14 protein-coding genes are annotated in these 16,947 nt (G+C 65.1%); 5 read left to right on the forward strand and 9 right to left on the reverse strand.

What is annotated here, in order from left to right; genetic code table 11:
• Positions 1-63: 63 nt before the first annotated feature.
• From I6F09_RS30905 to I6F09_RS30915, 3 genes are all read right to left on the reverse strand, one after another.
• Positions 64-588 (reverse strand): HPr kinase/phosphatase C-terminal domain-containing protein, encoded by a 525-nt coding sequence (locus I6F09_RS30905; RefSeq protein ID WP_057027499.1) that lies wholly within the window; start codon positions 586-588, stop codon positions 64-66.
• Positions 585-2,381 carry a sensor histidine kinase gene (locus I6F09_RS30910; RefSeq protein ID WP_225130995.1) on the reverse strand — a complete coding sequence of 599 codons (1,797 nt, stop codon included), beginning with the start codon at positions 2,379-2,381 and terminating at the stop codon, positions 585-587. The genes I6F09_RS30905 and I6F09_RS30910 overlap by 4 nt, the downstream gene beginning before the upstream one ends.
• A 113-nt stretch (positions 2,382-2,494) precedes the next feature.
• Positions 2,495-3,196, reverse strand: a complete 702-nt coding sequence (locus I6F09_RS30915) for a response regulator transcription factor (protein WP_008542552.1) — start codon at positions 3,194-3,196, stop codon at positions 2,495-2,497.
• 241 nt (positions 3,197-3,437) lie between these two features.
• Here I6F09_RS30915 and I6F09_RS30920 point away from each other — a divergent pair, with 241 nt between their 5' ends.
• From I6F09_RS30920 to I6F09_RS30930, 3 genes are all read left to right on the forward strand, one after another.
• Positions 3,438-4,187 (forward strand): DUF2470 domain-containing protein, encoded by a 750-nt coding sequence (locus I6F09_RS30920; protein ID WP_036026441.1) that lies wholly within the window; start codon positions 3,438-3,440, stop codon positions 4,185-4,187.
• Positions 4,188-4,251: 64 nt separating this feature from the next.
• A complete protein-coding gene (locus I6F09_RS30925) occupies positions 4,252-6,840 on the forward strand; it encodes a CHAT domain-containing tetratricopeptide repeat protein (protein WP_225150825.1) in 2,589 nt (862 codons plus the stop codon).
• Between the two features lie 317 nt (positions 6,841-7,157).
• A complete protein-coding gene (locus I6F09_RS30930; RefSeq protein ID WP_109145474.1) occupies positions 7,158-8,774 on the forward strand; it encodes a phosphoenolpyruvate carboxykinase in 1,617 nt (538 codons plus the stop codon).
• Positions 8,775-8,986: 212 nt separating this feature from the next.
• Here I6F09_RS30930 and I6F09_RS30935 read toward each other — a convergent pair whose 3' ends face one another.
• From I6F09_RS30935 to I6F09_RS30945, 3 genes are all read right to left on the reverse strand, one after another.
• Positions 8,987-9,802: a thioesterase family protein gene (locus I6F09_RS30935; protein WP_109145473.1), complete on the reverse strand. Its 816-nt coding sequence runs from the start codon at positions 9,800-9,802 to the stop codon at positions 8,987-8,989.
• Positions 9,803-9,805: 3 nt separating this feature from the next.
• Positions 9,806-10,147 carry a hypothetical protein gene (locus tag I6F09_RS30940; RefSeq protein WP_225189767.1) on the reverse strand — a complete coding sequence of 114 codons (342 nt, stop codon included), beginning with the start codon at positions 10,145-10,147 and terminating at the stop codon, positions 9,806-9,808.
• A gap of 97 nt (positions 10,148-10,244) precedes the next feature.
• The gene (locus I6F09_RS30945) at positions 10,245-12,761 is read right to left on the reverse strand and encodes a glycogen/starch/alpha-glucan phosphorylase (RefSeq protein ID WP_036041825.1); all 2,517 of its coding nucleotides are present in this window, start codon (positions 12,759-12,761) and stop codon (positions 10,245-10,247) included.
• Between the two features lie 203 nt (positions 12,762-12,964).
• Between I6F09_RS30945 and I6F09_RS30950 the strand changes: the two genes are divergently transcribed.
• Positions 12,965-13,198 (forward strand): hypothetical protein, encoded by a 234-nt coding sequence (locus tag I6F09_RS30950; RefSeq protein ID WP_036014169.1) that lies wholly within the window; start codon positions 12,965-12,967, stop codon positions 13,196-13,198.
• 23 nt (positions 13,199-13,221) lie between these two features.
• On the opposite strand, the gene I6F09_RS30955 is transcribed toward I6F09_RS30950, so the two are convergent.
• Entirely contained in the window at positions 13,222-14,085 is an 864-nt protein-coding gene (locus I6F09_RS30955) for a LysR substrate-binding domain-containing protein (RefSeq protein ID WP_225127163.1), read from the reverse strand.
• A 109-nt stretch (positions 14,086-14,194) separates the two neighbouring features.
• Here I6F09_RS30955 and I6F09_RS30960 point away from each other — a divergent pair, with 109 nt between their 5' ends.
• A complete protein-coding gene (locus I6F09_RS30960; protein WP_225114582.1) occupies positions 14,195-15,106 on the forward strand; it encodes a DMT family transporter in 912 nt (303 codons plus the stop codon).
• 115 nt (positions 15,107-15,221) lie between these two features.
• On the opposite strand, the gene I6F09_RS30965 is transcribed toward I6F09_RS30960, so the two are convergent.
• Together I6F09_RS30965 and I6F09_RS30970 are read right to left on the reverse strand one after the other, a co-directional pair.
• A complete protein-coding gene (locus I6F09_RS30965; protein WP_036014162.1) occupies positions 15,222-15,992 on the reverse strand; it encodes a TIGR02186 family protein in 771 nt (256 codons plus the stop codon).
• Positions 15,989-16,906 (reverse strand): sulfite exporter TauE/SafE family protein, encoded by a 918-nt coding sequence (locus I6F09_RS30970; RefSeq protein WP_074448058.1) that lies wholly within the window; start codon positions 16,904-16,906, stop codon positions 15,989-15,991. The genes I6F09_RS30965 and I6F09_RS30970 overlap by 4 nt, the downstream gene beginning before the upstream one ends.
• Positions 16,907-16,947 lie beyond the last annotated feature (41 nt).

Consider the following 16,947-nt stretch of genomic DNA (forward strand, 5'->3'; position numbering starts at 1 on the left):
GCAAGAGGGGATGTTGCGTATCTCCCTGAATCTAGACGGATGGATGAGGGGAGCTGCGCCGGTCTATTCGGTCGCGATAGTGGGGTTCATATGGTTACCATTTCCCTTCAAACAATCGCCTGATGGGTTAACGGAAGATGAACTCTTGGTAGTGGTCAAGGCCGCAACAACCAGGGGAAGGGGCGAATAGTCGCGGGCAACAGGGATTCGCGGTATTTCGACACCAAAAATGCTGGTTTTCAGGGCTTCAGCCGGCGGCAGGCGCTCCGCGTCGACTGCGGCCAGATCGACCACGAGACCGACAGTCGCATGCTCCACGAAGTCGCAGCGGCGGATTCCGAGGCCCCGGATCTCGATCAGGCCCGCCAGGCGAGGCGCGGGGCGGACCTCAATTTCGTGGCCGAGTGTCGCCAGATGGACACGGTCGTCACCGACCAGAACGGCCCTTTCCACGACGCCTGAGCGCCCCGCCATGATTAGATCGAAGGCAAGCCGCGATTTGCCGGACCCCGAGGGCCCGCGGATCAGCACGGCGTAAGGCCCGACCTTGACGGCAGAGGCGTGAACGCTGGGCCCGCCTTCGTTCATAGCGCCGGCAGCCTGACCACGAAGCGCGCACCGGCAATTGTCGGAGTGCCGTCGGCGTCCGGCGGGCCAGGGCGGTTCTCCGCCCAGATCCGTCCGCCATGGGCGTCGACGATCTGCTTGGAGATCGACAGGCCGAGGCCGGAGTTCTGGCCAAAGCCCTGATGCGGGCGGTCGGTGTAGAAGCGCTCGAAGATGCGCTCCAGCGCGTCCTCGCGAATGCCGGGGCCGTCGTCGTCGACCACGATCTCGATCTCGGAGCGGACGCGGCGGCAGGTGAGGCGCACCTTGCTGCCGCGTTCGGAGAAGGATTGCGCGTTGGAGAGCAGGTTGGAGACGACCTGTCCGAGCCGGGAATCGTGGCCGCTCACGGCGAAAGTGTCGGTCGGGCTGCGGCCCTCGAAGCGCGTTTCGACCGCGACGTCGTGGCCGAGCTTGGTTTCGTTGGCGACGGACACCAGCGTCGTCAGCAGCCGGCGCAAATCGACCGGGATCGCATCCTGGCGCTGCAGCTCGGCATCGAGGCGGCTGGCGTCGGAGATGTCGGAGATCAGCCGGTCGAGCCGCTTGACGTCGTGCTCGATCACCTCGAGCAGGCGGGCGCGGCTGTTCTCGTTGCGCGCCAGCGGCAGCGTCTCGACCGCCGAGCGCAGCGAGGTCAGCGGGTTCTTCAATTCATGGGCAACGTCGGCAGCGAACATCTCGATCGCCTCGATGCGGCTGTAGAGCGCGCTGGTCATGTCGCGCAGCGCGCCGGAGAGGTGGCCGATCTCGTCGCGGCGGCGGGTGAAATCGGGAATCTCGATGCGGGCCTTGATGCGGCGGCGGACGCGTTCGGCGCTGTCGGCGAGCCGGCGCACTGGACCTGCGATCGTGCTCGCCAGCAGCAGTGACAGCATGATCATGACGGCGGCGGCGACGCCGCCGACCTTCAGGATGGCGAGGCGCTCGGCGGTGACCATCTGGTCGATGTCGTCGCCTTGCGTCGACAGCATCAAGGCGCCGTGGATCGCACGCGAGCGCAGCACGGGGACAGCGACCGAGACGATCACCTCGCCGCGTGCATTGACCCGCACCATCGAGCGTTTCTGGCCCTGGAGGGCGTCGCCCACTTCGGCATAGCCGTTGCCGTTCTCGGGCCCGAGCTCGCGATAGAGCGGCAGGTCGCCGCGGTTCAGCCAGGTGCGCACCGCGACCTTGCCACGCTCGATGATGCCGGGTTGCTCGGCCGGCGGAGGCAGCGGAAAGCGCAGAACGTTTTCGAGGTTGCGGCTGTCGAGCAGCAGGCTGCCGTTCGGATCGTAGATACGGGCGCGCGTCTTGGTCGGCGAGATCAAGGTGCGCAGCACCGGCGCGACGCGCTCCGGATTGATCGGGAAGTCCAGCGGCGAATACTCGTCCGAGCCGCCATAGGTCTCGCCCGGCTTGAGGTCGAGCAGCCGGTCGGGATCGATGGTGATGGCGTTGGTCTGCACCGTGGCAGAGGCCGCGATCGCGCCGGCGATGATCTCGGCCTGCACCAGCAGGCTCTGGGCGCGGGCGTCGATCAGGCCGGCACGGAATTGCGACAGGTACAGGATGCTCGCCACAAGCGCGACGAGGCCGGCGAGGTTGAGCGAGACGATGCGGCGGGTCAGGCTCGAGAAGGACAGCGCGAAGAAGAACTGCCCGGCGCGTTTCAACCAGTTCAGCGGCCGGAAGCCCTGCGGCTTGTTGTCGGCAACGTGCTCCTGAACGCCGTCGGATGCGATATCCCCGGCGCTCTGGTTAGGGTCAGGCTGCGTTCGGTCAAGCAATGCTTACGCCCGCGTTAGGACGGCCCGTGCGAAGGTCCCCGCATCCTAGAGCGATCCTCGTCCCGATGGAACGAGAACCGGAGATGCTCTCGATCGCCGTGGAGGAGGCGCCCTCAGGCTTCCTTGAAACGGTAGCCGACGCCGTAGAGCGTCTCGATCATCTCGAACTCGTTGTCGACCACCTTGAACTTCTTGCGCAGCCGCTTGATGTGGCTGTCGATGGTGCGGTCGTCGACATAGACCTGGTCGTCATAGGCGGCGTCCATCAGCGCGTTGCGGCTCTTCACCACGCCGGGCCGGGTCGCGAGCGCCTGCAGGATGAGGAATTCGGTCACGGTGAGCGTCACCGGCTCGTTCTTCCAGGTGCAGGTATGGCGCTCGGGGTCCATGCGCAGCAGACCGCGGTCGAGCGCCTTGGCGTCGTTCTCCTTCGGCGCAACGGTCGGATCCTTCGGCGCCGAGCGCCGCAGCACCGCCTTGACGCGCTCGACCAGCAGACGCTGCGAGAACGGTTTGCGGATGAAGTCGTCGGCGCCCATCTTGAGGCCGAACAGCTCGTCGATCTCCTCGTCCTTGGAGGTGAGGAAGATCACCGGCAGGTCGGACTTTTGCCTGAGACGGCGCAGCGTCTCCATGCCGTCCATGCGCGGCATCTTGATGTCGAGGATGGCGAGATCGGGCTGGGTGGTACGGAAACCGTCGAGCGCGGAAGCGCCGTCGGTGTAGGTCATGATACGGTAGCCTTCGGCTTCCAGCGCGATCGAGACGGATGTGAGAATGTTGCGGTCGTCGTCGACCAAAGCGATTGTGGGCATGAGCCTCTCTGCTTTCTGCTTTCCGTTTGGGTCGTGGCTTGAAACGGCGAGCAATCAGTGATGCGCCGCATACATGGGTGCCAAAGTGGCGTTCGAACCTTGTCACCGAGCAATGCAAGCTGGGCTGAAGTGTGACCAAGTTCCACGAAACACGGCAGATTCGCCGCATCTCGACCCATAACCGGGCCCCCGTTTACCCGAAAAAAGGCCCTCCTTGCAACCACCTGAGCCGAGAAAGCCAATGCAACCCACCCCCAATTTCGACCCCGCAAAGCTCGCCAAATCGCTGCTGAGGCGGTCCCGGCAGGGGGCTCTGGCGACGCTGATGGTCGGCAACGGCGATCCCTATTGTTCCCTGGTCAATCTGGCCAGCCATCCCGACGGCTCGCCGATCCTGCTGATCTCGCGCCTCGCCGTGCACACCAAGAACGTCCTCGCGGACTCCAGGGTCTCGCTGATGCTGGACGAGCGCGCGGCCGGCGATCCCCTGGAAGGCGCCCGGATCATGCTGTCCGGCCGAGCCGAGGAGGCCGATTCCAACAAGGATCTGCTCCAGCGACGGTATCTGAGTGCTCATCCCTCGGCAGAAGGCTTTGTTTCTTTTAAGGATTTCTCCTTCTTCCGGATCCGGCCCACGGGAACACATCTGGTCGCCGGCTTTGGCCGGATCGTCGACCTCAAGCCGGAGCAATTCCTGACGGACCTCACCGGCGCCGAGGACCTGCTGGCGGCGGAGGAGGGCGCCGTCGAGCACATGAACGCCGACCATCGCGACGCCCTCAATCTTTATGCCACGAAGCTGCTCGGCGCCACCGAGGGCGACTGGCGCTGTACCGGCTGTGATCCTGAAGGCCTCGACATGCAGGTCGGCCAGGCAACGCTGCGGCTGGACTTCCCGGAGCGGGTGACGGATGGCACGGCGCTTCGCAAGATGCTGGTCCGTCTCGCTGGCGAAGCGCGCACGAAGGTGGACCAGGGCGCAACCGCTTGAACGCGGCTACCGATCGCCGCGACCCATGACCGTGATGGTTTTCGGGCTCGCAGCGAGAGGGGTCATGACGCGTCAACGTTTGGCATGGACGGCGGCTCTCGCGCTCGCCATCACCACCTTGCTCGCCACGCCAGCCCTTGCGCAGAAAGGTCTCGCCGCCGAGAGCGCGCGGCTCACCGCGCTCATCGGTGCCGGAAAATATTCGGAAGCGCTGCCGTTGGCGCAGGCGATGGTCGCCAGCCTGGAGAAGGACAACGGCCGCGATCTCTCGGGCGCGTTGAACAATCTCGGCCAGGTCCATGCCGGTCAGGGACGGGACGATCTGGCTGAGCCGCTCTACAAGCGCGCGATCGCACTCATGGAAAAATCGCTCGGCTCCGACAACGCCCTGGTTGCGGCCGAGCTGACCAATCTTGCCGCGCTCTATCAGCGGCAGGGTCGCTTCGCAGAGGCCGAGCCGCTGTTCAAGCGTGCACTTGCCGTGCGCGAGAAGGCGCTGCCGCGCGAGCATCCCGACGTCGGTCAATCCCTCAACAATATCGCCACGCTCTACGCCAAGCAGCAGCGTCCGGCCGATGCCGAGCCACTGTTCCGCCGTGCGCTCGCGATCTATCAGAAGGCTGCCGGTCCCGAGCATCCCGCGGTCGCCACGGTCCTGAACAACATCGGACAGGTCGAGCGCGACCTCAATCGCGACGCCGGTGCCGAAGCGCCGATCAAGCGCTCGCTCGCGATCCGCGAAAAGGTGCTGGGGCCTGAACACCCCGACGTCGCGCGCTCGCTCAATAATCTCGCCGGGCTCTACCAGCACCAGCAGCGTTTTGCCGATGCCGAGCCGCTGTATCGTCGCGCGCTGGCGATCCGCGAACGCGCGCTCGGGCCGGATCACCCTGATGTCGCGACTTCGACGAGCAATCTTGCCGACTTTCTGCAGGCGACGGGGCGGACGGCGGATGCCTTGCCGTTGGCGCAGAAGACGCTTGCGGCCAATCGTGCGCAGCTGCGCGTCGTGCTGCCGATCCTGTTCGCGGCACGGCAGCAATCGCTGCTGGAGAGCGAGAAGGCGCTCGACGATGCGCTTGCTGCGATCCAGCGCGGCACGCAATCCTCTGCCGCTTCTGCCGTGAACAAGCTCGCGGTGCGGCTCGCCGCCGGCAGCGACCGGCTCGCCGAGCTCGTGCGCAAGGATCAGGATCTCGCGGCCGAGTCGGAAGCGCTCGACAAGGCGATCATCGCTGCGGTGTCGAAGCCATCGGCGCAGCGCGACGTCGCGGCCGAGCAGCGCAGCCGCGTGCGGATTGCGGCGATCGCGGGCGCGCGCAATGGATTGCAGAAGACGCTCGCCGTCGAGTTTCCCGACTATTCCTCGCTATCCAACCCGCTGCCGCTGACCGTCAAGGACATCCAGCCGCTGCTGGCGTCCGACGAGGCGATGGTGGTCTATTCCGTCGTCGACAGGCGGAGCTATGTCGTCGCGATCACGCGCGAGAGCGTCGACTGGAAGGAGATTCCGCTCGGAGCGGACGCGGTCGCACAGAAGGTCACGGCCTTCCGCAGGGGGCTCGATGTCGGCAAGGCGCGCGATGCATCCGGCAAATCGGGATTGTTCGACCTCGGTCTTGCCAACGAGCTCTATGTCGCGCTGCTCGGCCCGGTTGAGGCGCTGACCAAGGACAAGCGCAACCTGCTGGTCGTGCCGTCGGCGGCATTGACCGCATTGCCGTTTCATCTGCTGGTCACAGAGAAGCCACAGGCTGCGATCCCGGACCGGCTCGAGGGCTATCGCAGTGCTGCCTGGCTGCTGCGGCGTCAGGCCGTTTCGGTCCTGCCGTCAGTGATCAGCCTGAAATCGCTGCGCGCTTTTGCCCGCAGGGATCAAAGCGTCAAGCCGATGACCGGTTTCGGCGATCCCGTGTTCAACCCTGCAGCCGAAGGGCCTGCCGACCGGCGTGCCGCGAACGGCAAGGTCGCCGCACGCAGCATCGCGACGATCGCCTATGCCGACTTCTGGCGCGGCGCGGGCGTGGATCGTGCGCGGCTGGCCCAGGCGCTGCCGCAGCTGCCCGATACCGCCGACGAATTGAACGCGGTGGCGAGGGACGTCGGCGCTGCCGAGGCTGACATCCATCTCGGCCGCGACGCCAGCGAAACGACGCTCAAGCGTGCAGCGCTTGCCCAATACGGCATCATCTACTTTGCCACCCACGGCCTCGTCGCCGGCGATGTCAAGGGATTGGGGGAGCCCTCGCTGGCGCTCTCCATCCCCGACCAGCCGACGGAGCTCGACGATGGTCTTCTCACCGCGAGCGAAGTGGCCCAGCTCAAGCTCAATGCCGATTGGGTTGTGCTGTCTGCCTGCAACACCATCGCGGGCGACAAGCCCGGTGCCGAGGCGTTGTCGGGATTGGCGCGCTCGTTCTTCTACGCAGGTGCTCGCGCGCTCCTGGTGTCGCATTGGGCCGTGGATTCGGAGGCTGCGACCCGCTTGACAACGTCGACGTTCGAGCTGCTGAAGAACGAGCCAAAGCTCGGCCGCGCCGAAGCCTTGCGCCGCGCGATGTTAACCTATCTCGACGACGCCTCGTCGCCGCGCAACGCTTATCCCGCGATGTGGGGACCGTTCGCGTTGATCGGAGAGGGCGAGGTAAGATAGGGGTGTCGACGCAGTGATTGTGCGTCGCAATAACCGGACATAACGCGCAGATGTGCATTTGGTTGCGCGCATAACGCGCAGATGTGCATTTGGTTGCGCGATCATCCGCACTTTCTCGATGCGGCCTTACAGAGCTGACATGCGCGGCGTTTGGCGCGGTCCTTGAATAAACCAAATCCTGCGGGATCAGCTTGGCAACGCCTGCGTTCATCATTATTAGGTCGTTCAGCCGAGGCCGAACGGCCCATATTCACGGTGATCGCGACGGCGCCAAACTTGGCCGCGCTTGATGTCGCGGGTTCTAGGAGGGATTTTTCGTGCAAGAGACGGGCGTGCGCAACGGTGCCTTCGGCGCCGACAAATTCGGCTTAAAGAATCTCAAGCAGGTTCACTGGAATCTGGGTGCGCCACAACTCTATCAATACTCGCTGGCAGCGGGTGAGGCGGTGCTCTCCGCCGACGGCGCGCTCTGCGCCGACACCGGCGAGTTCACCGGGCGCAGCCCGAAGGACAAGTTCACGGTGCGCGACGCCACCACCGACAAGAAGATGTGGTGGGCCGGCAACCAGTCGATCACCGCAGAGCAATTCGAGACGCTCTACCAGGACTTCCTCAAGCACGCCGAAGGCAAGCGCCTGTTCGCGCAGGACCTCTATGGCGGCGCCGACCCGGCCTACCGGATCAAGACGCGCGTCTTCACCGAGCTTGCCTGGCACTCGCTGTTCATCCGCACGCTGCTGATCCGCCCCGAGGCGATCGAGCTGCCGACCTTCGTGCCGGAGCTCACCATCATCGACATGCCGAGCTTCCGCGCCGATCCTAAACGCCATGGCTGCCGCTCGGAGAACGTGGTCGCGATCGATTTCGCCCGCAAGATCGTCCTGATCGGCGGGTCTTATTATGCCGGCGAGATGAAGAAGTCGGTCTTCACGACGCTGAATTATTACCTGCCCGAGCGCGGTGTGATGCCGATGCACTGCTCGGCGAATGTCGGCGCCAAGGGCGACACCGCGATCTTCTTCGGCCTGTCGGGCACCGGCAAGACGACGCTGTCGGCCGATCCCAACCGCACGCTGATTGGCGACGACGAGCACGGCTGGGGCCCGAACGGCGTCTTCAATTTCGAAGGCGGCTGCTACGCCAAGTGCATCAAGCTGTCGCAGGAAGCCGAACCGGAGATCTATGCCGCCTCGACCCGCTTCGGCGCGGTGCTCGAGAACTGCGTGCTCGATGAGGACACCCGCGTCGTCGATTTCGACGACGGCTCCAAGACCGAGAACACGCGTTCGGCCTATCCGCTCGACTTCATCCCGAACGCCTCGCGCACCGGCCGCGCGCCGCAGCCGAAGAACGTGGTGATGCTCGCCGCCGACGCCTTCGGCGTGCTGCCGCCGATCGCCAAGCTCTCGCCGGCGCAGGCGATGTATCACTTCCTGTCCGGCTACACCGCCAAGGTCGCCGGCACCGAGCGCGGCCTCGGCAACGAGCCGCAGCCGGAATTCTCGACCTGCTTCGGCTCGCCCTTCCTGCCGCTCGATCCATCCGTCTACGGCAACATGCTGCGCGACCTCATCGCCCAGCACAATGTCGATTGCTGGCTGGTCAACACCGGGTGGACCGGCGGCAAGTATGGTGTCGGCTCGCGCATGCCGATCAAGGTGACGCGCGCGCTGCTCACCGCCGCGCTCGACGGCTCGCTTCGCAACGTCGAATTCCGCACCGACAAGTATTTCGGCTTCGCGGTCCCGACCGCGCTGCCGGGCGTGCCGGCCGAGATCCTCAACCCGGTCAACACCTGGAAGGACAAGGACGAGTTCGACAAGACCGCCCGCGCCCTGGTCGGCATGTTCCAGAAGAATTTTGCCAAGTTCGAAGCACAGGTGGACGCCGAGGTGCGCGCGGCCGCGCCGGACGTGAAGCTCGCCGCGGAGTAAGGTCGCATTGTTTGAATTGCGAAAGGGCGGCCGAAAGGCCGCCCTTTTTCTTTCCTTCTCCCCTTGCGGGAGAAGGTGGCGCGAAGCGCCGGATGAGGGGTTCTATCCGCAAACTCAAGTGCGAGGGAAGTGCCCGCGGAGAGAACCCCTCGCCCGTCTCGCCGCTACGCGGCGATCCACCCTCTCCCACAAGGGGAGAGGGGAGGAGAAAGCTACGCCTTGAAATACGCGATCTGCGTCGTGGTCGCGAGCAGCCGCCCGTTTGGCGACCACAGCTCGGCGTTCTGGTCGGCGTAGCTCTTGTGCATGATCTTCGAATCCGCCGTCGCCAACACGCGCGTGATGTCTTCAGCCGCGAGCTCCTCGGCGTCGGTGTGGAAATAGGTCGTCAGCGACACCGTGCCGAACGGCACCAGCTCGCGCCGGGCGTGGAAAATGCGGCCGAAGAAGGCGTCCGACATCGACATCAGCGACAGCATGTCGAGCTTGCGCGGCGTGCGGTCGCTGATCCAGATCTTCGAGTAGGTGCTGGCGGGCTCGGCCTGCGGCGGGCCGATCCGCATCTCGCCCTCGACGAAGCGGAATTCGTACTGGTTGGCCCAGGATGCCGAGATCTTCGGGAATGGCAGCGTCTGCTCGAACGGCTTGGCATCCGGATATTGCGCCACCCTGTGCTCCCAGGACGGACGGCGCTCGGCGAACACCGCGGTGGCGAGCGTTGCGACCTCGCCGCCGCCTTGGCTAAGCTCGACGCTCCAGTGCTGGCTGGAGCGGTTGGCCTTGACGAGGCGCACGTCGAGATCGAACGGACCCTTGGCGATCGGCGCGCAATAATTGACGGTGAGGGCGAGCGGATCGCCCGCGGCTTGCGGGTGCTCGATCAGCGCCCGCAAAATGGTCGCGGCGGTGGCGCCGCCGAACGGGCCGACAAAGGCCCAGTAATCGTCGCTGGTGTGTCCCTGCCAGCTAGAGTCACCGGCGGTGACGCGCGTGGCCTCGTCGAACGGGTGCGGGAGCTTGGCGTGCATGGGTTAGACCTCTACTGAGCTTCCGTCCCAACGACGAAACTCCATCGTCTCGTCATCGGGGCCATATTGCCGCGAACTCAGGGCATCATCCGCTGGATCGTCTGTAACCCAGACGTCTGTGATCGAGCCTCCTATGCGCTTTACAGCGATGATGCTCTTGCCGCTCGTCAGGTGGGCGATGAAGTCGTCGATGGCAGTTTCCTCGTCCTTCCCGGAGAGACTGGCGAGGATGCTGCCGTGCGTGTGCCAGGGGAAGCCGTCGAAACCCAACGTCCAGTCCCCATCGGGACAGATGACGAGGAATCGAAACTGCCCATCCGGGGTGACATACTCGCCGACAGGCACGATCAACTCCGGCCAGAAAAATCTCAAGCCGTGATATGATGGCTATCCTGCTAAAGCAATAACCTGGCAGGTAAGGCCGCTTCCACGTCGCGGAAAATCAGCCCGCGGCGTCGCGCAGGTTCGGCAGCAGCGGCGTGGTCGGATTGACCGGCACGTTCCAGATCTCCTCGGCATATTCGCGGATGGTGCGGTCGGACGAGAACCAGGCCATGCGCGCGACATTGAGGATCGAGGCGCGGGTCCAGGCCGGCGCCACCTGCCAGCGCGCATCGACCGCGCGCTGCGCCTCGTAGTAGGAATCGAAATCGGCACTGACCATGTAATGGTCGAGATAACGCAGCGCGTGCGCGATCGATTCGAAACGGCCGGGGTCGCCGGGCGAGAACTCGCCGGCGCCGATCGCGTTGATGGCACGCTGCAGCTTCGGCGACCTGCGGATCACGTCGGAGGCATCCAGGCCCTGCTTGCGCCGGATCATCACGTCGCCGGCCTCCATGCCGAAGATCGCGATGTTCTCGGTGCCGACATGGTCGCGGATCTCGATATTGGCGCCGTCGAGCGTGCCGATGGTGATGGCGCCGTTGAGTGCCAGCTTCATGTTGCCGGTGCCGGAGGCTTCCATGCCCGCGGTGGATATCTGCTCGGACAGATCGGCGGCGGGAATGATCACCTCGGCGAGGCTGACATTGTAGTCGGGCAGGAACACGACCTTGAGCTTGCCGCCGATCGCGGGATCGTTGTTGACGATTTCGGCGACGTCGTTGATCAGCTTGATGATCAGCTTGGCGTAGCGATAGCTCGCCGCCGCCTTGCCGGCGAAGATCTTCACCCGCGGCACCCAATTGCCGTTGGGCTCGTCCTTGATGGCCTGGTACAGCGCGACCGTTTCGATGACGTTGAGCAGCTGGCGCTTGTATTCGTGGATGCGCTTGATCTGCACGTCGAACAATGCGCCCGGGTCGACCCTGATGCCGAGCCGTTCGCCGATCAGGCGGGCGAGCTGGGCCTTGTTGTGGTGCTTGACGCTGCGGAACTTCTTCTGGAACTCGACGTCGCTGGCGCGCGCCTCGATCAGCGAGAGCTGGGTCGGATCGTCGAGCACGGCATCGCCGCAGCTCTCGCGCAACAAATCGGTCAGCTTCGGGTTCGCCAGCATCAGCCAGCGTCGGAAGGTGATGCCGTTGGTCTTGTTGGTGATCCGTCCGGGATAGAGATGGTTGAGGTCGTGGAACACGGTCTCGCGCATCAGGTCCGAATGCATCGCCGAGACCCCGTTGATGCGGTGCGAGCCGACGAAGGCGAGCTGGCCCATGCGCACGCGGCGGCCGCTCTTCTCGTCGATCAGCGAGACCGAGGCGCGGAAGTCGATGTCGCCGGGGCAGCGCGCTTCGGCGAGCGCCAGATGCTGCACGTTGATGCGGTAGATGATCTCCAGATGCCGCGGCAGCAGCCGCTCGAACAGCTCGACCGGCCAGGTCTCCAGCGCCTCCGGCAGCAGCGTGTGGTTGGTGTAGGAGAGGGTGGCGACCGTGATCTTCCAGGCCTCGTCCCAGCGGAAATTGTGGAGGTCGACGAGGATGCGCATCAGCTCGGTGACGGCAAGGCTCGGATGGGTGTCGTTGAGCTGCACCGCGACCTTGCCGGCGAGGTTGCGCAGCTGGCCGTCGGAGGCGAGATGCCGCTTCACCAGGTCCTGGAGCGAGGCGGAGACGAAGAAATATTCCTGGCGCAGCCGCAGCTCGCGGCCCGCCGGGCTCTCGTCGTTCGGATAGAGGAACTTGCAGATCGCCTCCGCGCGCGCCTGCTCGGCGCTGGCGCTGACGTAATCGCCTTTGTTGAAGGCATCTAACTTGAGCGGATCGGGCGAGCGCGCCGACCACAGCCGCAGCGCATTGACGTGCTGGCCGCGCCAGCCGACGATCGGCGTGTCATAGGCGATCGCCTGCACGGTTTCAGCAGGATGCCAGATCGAGCGGTCGCGGCCCTTGTCGTCGACATGCTCGACGCCGCCGCCGAAATTGACGTCGTAGATCACCTCGGGTCGCTGCAATTCCCAGGGATTGCCGAAGCTCAGCCATTCGTCGGGATATTCCTGCTGCCAGCCCTGATTGATGATCTGGCGGAACAGGCCGTAATCGTAGCGGATGCCGTAGCCGATCGCGGGGATCGACAGCGTCGCCATGCTCTCCATGAAGCAGGCGGCGAGCCGGCCGAGGCCGCCATTGCCGAGCGCCGCATCCGGCTCGCATTTGCGCAGCTCCGGCAGCGAGACGCCGAGATCGCCGAGCGCGACCTCGAAGATCTTGAGCAGGCCCATGTTGTTGAGCGCGTCGGTGAAGAGCCGGCCGATCAGGAATTCGAGCGAGAGATAGTAAACCCGCTTGCGGCCCGCGTCGTAGCTGTGCTTCTCGGCCGTGAGCCAGCGATGCACGATGCGGTCGCGCAGCGCGAGCGCCGCGGCCTGGTACCAATCGTGCCTGGTCGCCATGCCAGCGTCCTTGCCGATGGCAAGGCGCAGCTTCGCCAGGATTGCGCCCTTGATCTCGGCCAGCGCGAGTTCGTCGATGGGCTGGCCGGGGGCCGGATAACTGGGCTGGAACGATGAATCCTGCAAAGCCGTTACTTCCTAGGTCGAAACAACTCTTAACTCTACGCGTCCTGCCCTTGCACCGGAACTGTCGCCCGCGAGGTCGTGCACTGCGCTGGCGCAAATTTATGCAAGGAATGGGCCGAATTGGGAACCCGGAGGAGCACGGAGAAACCCAGATTCGGTGCTAGATTACGAAAGATTCAGCCATCAGTGTGGAGAAGCGGACCGTGAGACTGCTGATCGAAATCGCCACTGCGGCCCTGCTCGTCGTCTGCATCAGCGCCACCAGTGCGGCGTTTGCCGCCGGCACGACCGGTCGCAGCGCCGATGGCCTCAGCTGCGGCTTCACAGTGCCGCAGAAGGCGTCGCCCGCAGCCCGCTGCGCTGCGATCAAGCGCCAATGCGGCGGCAAGTTTTACGCAAGCGCGTGCGGCGACAAGCTGATATCCGCAGCGAATTGAGAGCCGTAGGAGCTTTGGCGAGCTCAAGCCGCCTTGCTCTGCACCGTATCGCAAAACTCCGCGAGACGGTCCGCAAGCCGCAGCGTCGCCGGGCTCGCATCCGGCGAAGCCATCAGTGCAACCTCGGTCTTGTTGATCGGCGCAAAGCCGTCCTTCGCCGTCAGCACGCGGTGGTCGGTCTGGATCGCCATCTCCGACAGGATGCTGAGGCCCATGCCGGCGGCGACCGCGGCCTGAATGCCGGCGAGGCTCGATGAGGTGTAGGCGGTGTGCCAAGCGCGGCCGGCCGTTTCCAGCGCGTGGATGGCGCCGGCGCGGTAGATGCAGCCGAGCGGAAAGCCGATCAGCGGCACCGACGGCACGTTGACGTCGACCGGGTGGCTCTTGCTGGTGACCCAGTGCACCCGCTCCGGCCACACCGCGATCGCGTCCTTCGCGCCAGCCTCGCGCTTGTAGAGCGCAAGGTCGAGCTCGCCGCGTTGGAGATCGCGGGCGAGATGCTTGCTCTGGTCGGCGCGCACGTCCAGCCGCAATCCCGGATGCGAGCGCGAGAAAGCGCCCAGCAGTTTTGCCAGCCGGTACGCGGCAAAGTCCTCGGGGATGCCGAGCCGGATCGCGCCATCGCTATCAGGCTGGCGCAGCACGTCGCGCGCCTCCTCGGCCAGCGAGAGCAATCGCCGCGCATAGGACAGCAGCCGCTCGCCGGCCTCGGTCGGGCGCACGTCCTTGCCGTCGCGGTGCAGCAGCACCTGACCGACATCCTCCTCCAGCCGCTTGATCTGCTGACTCACGGTCGATTGCGTGCGGTGGACGCGCTCGCCGGCGCGGGTGAAGCCGCCGGCCTCGACCACCGAGACGAAGCTGCGCAGCAGCTCGAGATCGAGCACGGCCGCCTCCATTAAGAAATCCACTGGGCGCGAGTTAATCATTTAATTTCCAAATGGCAAGCGGCCTCCCTAGATCGAGGGCAGAAAAAAACATCCGAGAATGCCCCTCATGTCGCTCGCCAGCTCGCTTCCCGCCCCCCGCAGCCGCTTCAACACATTGCCGCTCGCGATCGGCCTGTTCTGCCTGCTCTGGAGCTACGCCTTCATCGCCGGCAAGATCGGCGTCACCCATTGCCCGCCGCTGATCCTGCTCGCCGCGCGCTTCTCGCTCGCGGGTATCTTGATCCTGGGCGCCACGTTGATCCGCGGCGAAGCCTGGTCGTTGTCGTGGCGCGATGCCGCGATCTTCGCGGTGCTCGGCATCGCCAACAATGCGCTCTATCTCGGCCTCGGCTACACCGGCCTGCAATCGGTCTCCGCCGGCCTCGGCGGCCTGATCGTGTCAGCCAATCCGGTGTTCACCGCGGGCCTTGCCGCGCTGCTGCTCGGCGAAGGCATGACCTGGCGCAAGGCGAGCGGCCTCTTGCTCGGCATCATCGGCGTGACCGCAATCGTCTGGCACCGCCTGTCGGTCGGCACCGATTCGCTGCACGGCATCGTTTTCACGCTGGCCTCGCTCGCTTCGATCGTGGCCGGCACCATCCTGTTCAAGCTGCTGGCGCCGAAGGGATCCCTGTGGATCGGCAATGGCGTGCAGAACCTCGCGGCCGGCATCGTACTGACACCGGTCGCGCTCACCTTCGCCGATGTCGACGCGATCGACTATACGCCGAGCCTGATCGGCGCCTTCGCCTTTCTCGTGCTCGGCGGCTCGATCATCGCTTCTTGGCTCTGGTTTCGTCTCTTGAAGACGTGTGGCGCCACCGCCGCCAGCGCCTATCATTTCCTGATGCCGCCGCTCGGCATGCTGTTCGCATTCCTCGTCCTCGGCGAGCACATCGAGGCGCGCGACCTGCTTGGCATCATTCCGGTCGCGCTCGGCATCTATCTGGTGACGCGGCCGGCGAAGGCGGTGGTGTAGGTGGAGGCCCCGCTGTTCACTATCGTCATTGCGAGGAGCTCTTGCGACGAAGCAATCCAGACTGCCGCAGCGGAGGCAGTCTGGATTGCTTCGCTGCGCTCGCAATGACGGGGGGCTAGTCCTTCCTGAACACGATCGAGGCCATCCACCCCGTCATCAGCGCCATCGCAACGGTGGCGAGGCCGTAGATCAGGCCATTCTGGCGGGCAGTGGTGGCGACGAACTGCTCGAAGCCGACCTTGACGATCTCGAACGCGGTCTCGGTCTTGCCGATGAACGCGCCGTTGGCGAACAACTTGATCTCGATCTCATAGGTGCCGATCGGCACCTCCGCGGGCAGCGGAATGCCGGTGCGGAACAGCGTCGGCGTCAGGAACGTGACCGCGCTTCCGTCTTCGCGGTAGAGCCCGCGCTGGGTGCGCAGGCGAATGAAGGCCGAGCGGAACGCATCGTTGGGCACCACGTCGGCAAAGTCGCCGCTGACCCGCTGCGTCAGCAGCACGTTGTTGAGCCCGATCTGCTGCCGCCGCGCGATCTCGGGCGAGGTGATGGCGTCGAGCGGGCGGTTGGCGAACAGCGCGAGATAGCTCGGCACCTGCAGGAATTGGCGGTAGTCGGTGTTGATCCAGATGCCGAAGGTGCGCTCCTTCCGCCGCGTCACCATGTCGGCGCGCGGGCCCATCACGGTGACGACGAGGTCGTAGGCCGTGCGGTCCGCGGGCGTCGTCGTATCCTTCTCGACCGAGCCGAACAGCACCAGCTCCTCGCCGGAATAGTTCGGCGTCACCGTGACCCGGTGATTCGAGACCGACACAATCAGCCGCTCGGCCCGCGCAGCGCCGCCGAGCAGCAGGACGAGGACGATGGCGAGAAGCATGCGCCTCATCGGCTCACTCCGAGCTCACGGATGGTGAAGAGATCGGAGGGTTGGATCACCAGCTCGATCGCGAAGCGGATTCCGACCGAGAGGATGAGCAAGCCCAGCAGCAGCCGCAGCTGCTCGCCGCGGATCTTCTGGCCGGCACGGGCGCCGAACTGCGCGCCGGTGACGCCGCCGACCATCAGGATCAGCGCCAGCACGGCATCGACCAGGTGATTGGTCGCCGCGTGCAGCATGGTCGCGAACAGCATGGTGACGACGGTGAGAACCATCGAGGTCCCGATCACCGTCGAGGTCGGCACCCTCAAGAGATAGATCATGATCGGCACCAGGATGAAGCCGCCGCCTATACCCATGATGGCGCCGATGAAACCGATCACGATGCCGACGATCACCACGGGGATGACCGAGAGATAGATCTTCGAGCGCTTGAACCGCATCTTCAGCGGCAGGCCGTGGATCCAGTTGTGGGTGCGGCGCGGCGGCAGCGCCCCGCGCCGGGTCCGCATCAAGGCGCGCAATCCTTCCGAGAACATCAGGCTGCCGACCGTGGTGAGCAGCACGACGTAGGAGAGCGCGATCATCAGGTCGAGCTGGCCGAGCGCCCGCAGCTGGGTGAAGGTCCAGACGCCGAGCGTCGTGCCGGTCACGCCGCCGCATAACAACACGCTCGCCAGCGCCGGATCGATCGCGCGCCGCCGCCAATAGGAGAGGGCGCCGGAAAAGGAGGAGGCCGCGATGTGGCTCGCCACGGAGGCCACCGCGACCGCCGGCGTGATGCCGATGAAGATCAAAAGCGGCGTCATCAAGAAGCCGCCGCCGATGCCGAACATGCCGGAGACGAAGCCGACCGCCGCGCCCATGGCGAGCACCAGGAAGACGTTGACCGGAAGATCGGCGATCGGGAGGTAAAGCTGCATTGAACCTGCGCACCGGCGAGACGGATCGACGAACGCGGAAT

Source organism: Bradyrhizobium sp. IC3195 (assembly GCF_020193585.1).
In the GTDB taxonomy this organism is placed as follows: domain Bacteria; phylum Pseudomonadota; class Alphaproteobacteria; order Rhizobiales; family Xanthobacteraceae; genus Bradyrhizobium; species Bradyrhizobium yuanmingense.

Bases quoted from the DNA above. Each gene is read 5' to 3' on its own strand.
- I6F09_RS30935 (WP_109145473.1), bottom strand. From the start codon at position 9,802: ATGCACGCCAAGCTCCCGCACCCGTTCGACGAGGCCACGCGCGTCACC.
- I6F09_RS30915 (WP_008542552.1), bottom strand. From the start codon at position 3,196: ATGCCCACAATCGCTTTGGTCGACGACGACCGCAACATTCTCACATCC.
- I6F09_RS30965 (WP_036014162.1), bottom strand. From the start codon at position 15,992: ATGAGGCGCATGCTTCTCGCCATCGTCCTCGTCCTGCTGCTCGGCGGC.
- I6F09_RS30925 (WP_225150825.1), top strand. From the start codon at position 4,252: ATGACGCGTCAACGTTTGGCATGGACGGCGGCTCTCGCGCTCGCCATC.
- I6F09_RS30960 (WP_225114582.1), top strand. From the start codon at position 14,195: ATGTCGCTCGCCAGCTCGCTTCCCGCCCCCCGCAGCCGCTTCAACACA.
- I6F09_RS30905 (WP_057027499.1), bottom strand. From the start codon at position 588: ATGAACGAAGGCGGGCCCAGCGTTCACGCCTCTGCCGTCAAGGTCGGG.
- I6F09_RS30970 (WP_074448058.1), bottom strand. From the start codon at position 16,906: ATGCAGCTTTACCTCCCGATCGCCGATCTTCCGGTCAACGTCTTCCTG.
- I6F09_RS30920 (WP_036026441.1), top strand. From the start codon at position 3,438: ATGCAACCCACCCCCAATTTCGACCCCGCAAAGCTCGCCAAATCGCTG.